The sequence below is a fragment of the Streptomyces sp. WAC04114 genome, assembly GCF_019733245.1.
GTDB lineage: Bacteria > Actinomycetota > Actinomycetes > Streptomycetales > Streptomycetaceae > Streptomyces > Streptomyces massasporeus_A.
Window position 1 is genome coordinate 1 of the sequence record NZ_JAIGQA010000336.1, and the last position, 2619, is coordinate 2619.

The window sequence follows — 2619 nt, forward strand, 5'->3', positions numbered from 1 at the left end:
GGGCGGGGGAGACGCCCAAAGTGAAGGCAAGCGAGAAGGCGAGCGAGAAAGCGACGACGACGTCCGTGACGTGGGGCCGGTGAGTGGCCCCGGGGCGCCGGGAGAAGCCCTGTGAACCTGCGCGAGAGCCCTTGCGGATGCCCCGACGGGGCGCCCATTGCCGCTCCTCGGGCCACTGCCGATGACGCACCGCTCTGCGCATGCCCCGGTCGCTCGCACCGGGGTCGCGCATGGGCCGAACTCCTGCGTCTGCCCGCCCTGTTCAGTGTCCCCGGAGACGCCCTGGCCGGGACGGCCGCCACCGGCGCCTCCCCCAACTCCCGCACCCTGCTCGCCATCGGCTCCTCCCTCTGCCTGTACGAGGCCGGCATGGCCCTCAACGACTGGGCCGACCGCGACGTGGACGCCGTCGAACGCCCGCACCGCCCTCTGCCCTCCGGCCGCATCCGGCCCGCCGCAGCCCTCACGGTGGCCTGCGCCCTCACCGGAGCCGGACTGGCCCTCGCCGCCCGGGCGGGCCGCCCGGCCCTGGCCGTCGCCGCACCCCTCGCGGCGACCGTCTGGGCGTACGACCTCGGCCTGAAGCACACACCCGCCGGGCCCATGGTCATGGGCACGGCACGCGGCCTCGACCTGCTCCTGGGAGCCGCCGCCACGAGTGGCAGCACCTGCCCAGCCCTGCCCTCCGCCGCCCTCCTCGGCACCCACACCCTCGCCGTCACCACGGTCTCCCGCCAGGAGGCCCAGGGCGGCTCACCCCTGCCACCTCTGGCAGCCCTCGCGACGACGGCCTTTCTGACCCGACTGGTGACGCGCCGCAGCTCCGGGGGGCCGACGACAGGCCGCCGGCCTGCAACCGGGCACTGGCCGGCGACCGGGCACAGGCTGGCGACCGGGCACAGGCTGGCGACCGGGCACAGGCCGGCGAACAGGCCCTGGTCGGCAACCGGGCCCAGGCCGGCAGGTCTCCGGGCCGACCGGTTCACGGGGCGGGACTCCGGAGCGCTGCTCACCACCGCCCTCGGTGCCGCCTACGCCGCGACGACCGCCCGCCCCTACTTCCACGCCACCCTGAATCCCTCACCTCCTCTCACCCAACGTGCCGTCGGCGCCGGCATCCGCGCCACGATCCCTCTCCAGGCCGCCCTCACCGCTCGCTCCCGGGGCACGGTCACGGCACTCCTCATCGCCGCGCTCGCCCCCCTCGGAGCCCGTTTCGCGAAGAAGGTGAGCGTCACATGAGCGCCGATGCCGATGCCGATGCCTCGAAGAGCCGTGCCACGGCCGCCTCACCGACCCCTGACGCCCAGCCGGCCACCTCGCCCGGTACCGCCCCAGCCCGGCCCGACGCCTCACTCAGCGCTTCCCTCGCCCAGCCCGGCGCCCTCCCTCCCCTCCGCTTCGGCTACGGCACCAACGGTCTCGTCGACCTCCGGCTCGTCGATGCCCTCGGCCTCCTCGCCGACCTCGGCTACGACGGCGTGGGACTGACCCTCGACCACATGCACCTCGACCCGCTCGCCCCCGACCTCGCCGCCCGCACCCGCCGGGTGGCGCAGCGGCTGGACGCGCTCGGGCTGGGCGTCACCATCGAGACGGGCGCCCGCTACGTCCTCGACCCCCGCCGCAAGCATGGTCCGTCCCTGCTGGACCCGGACTCGGAGGACCGGGCCCGCCGCGTCGACCTGCTCGTCCGGGCCGTCCAGGTCGCCGCCGACCTCGGCGCCCACGCGGTGCACTGCTTCAGCGGTCTCGTCCCGGAGGGCACCGACACGGACACCGCGTGGAAACGCCTCGCCGAGACCCTGACTCCCGTCCTGGACGTCGCCGCCACCGCGGGCATCCCGCTCGCCGTCGAACCCGAGCCGGGCCACCTCCTCTCCACCCTGACTGACTTCCATCACCTCCGCAGGGCCCTCGGTGACCCCGAACCCCTCGGCCTCACCCTGGACATCGGCCACTGCCAGTGCCTCGAACCCCTTTCTCCCGCCGACTGCGTGCGCGCCGCCGCCCCCTGGCTGCGGCACGTCCAGATCGAGGACATGCGGCGCGGCGTCCACGAGCACCTCCCCTTCGGGGACGGGGAGATCGACTTCCCGCCGGTCCTGGCGGCGCTCGCCGCCACCGGCTACCAGGGCCTGATCGTCGTCGAGCTGCCCCGCCACTCCCACGCCGGACCGCACTTCGCCGCGCACTCCCTCCCGTTCCTCCGCCATGCCGAGCGGACCGCGGCCACCCTGCCGCCTGCCACCGCTCCGGCCCTCCAGCAGGCCGCGCCACCCCACGGCGCTCCCTCCGCCACCCCTGAGGGGAGCCACACCAAATGACTCGTCCCCGCGCCACACCAGCGGCGAGAACCGAGAACACCCAAAGCACCGAGACAGCGCCAGGTCTCACGGACACCGACCGGAGCACCGACGGCCCCCACGGCCTCGAGGACACCGACCAGAGCGCCACCGACGGGAGCGCTGCCAACCAGAGCGCCACCGCCCGAAGCGCCACCGTCCGGAGCGCCACCGACCAGAGCACCCAAGGCCCGGGCGACGCCCGGGCCTTGGGTGCTCTGGTCGGTGGCGCTCCGGACGGTGGCGCTTCGGGCGGTGGCGCTCTGGTTGGCAG

Annotated in this window: 3 protein-coding genes; all 3 read left to right on the top strand. The window is 74.9% G+C overall.

Translation table 11 applies throughout. The features are described from left to right. Positions 1-111 precede the first annotated feature (111 nt). On the top strand, positions 112-1242 hold the full coding sequence (locus K4G64_RS38910; protein WP_374206514.1) for an SCO3242 family prenyltransferase: 1131 nt from the start codon (positions 112-114) through the stop codon (positions 1240-1242). Then, on the top strand, positions 1239-2327 hold the full coding sequence (locus K4G64_RS38915) for a sugar phosphate isomerase/epimerase (RefSeq protein ID WP_221760565.1): 1089 nt from the start codon (positions 1239-1241) through the stop codon (positions 2325-2327). Before K4G64_RS38910 ends, K4G64_RS38915 begins: the two co-directional genes overlap by 4 nt. Continuing rightward, a partial coding sequence (locus K4G64_RS38920; RefSeq protein WP_221760566.1) for a hypothetical protein occupies positions 2324-2619 on the top strand: 296 nt, incomplete at its 3' end. The genes K4G64_RS38915 and K4G64_RS38920, both read left to right, overlap by 4 nt.

Bases quoted from the DNA above. Each gene is read 5' to 3' on its own strand.
- K4G64_RS38915 (WP_221760565.1), top strand. From the start codon at position 1,239: ATGAGCGCCGATGCCGATGCCGATGCCTCGAAGAGCCGTGCCACGGCC.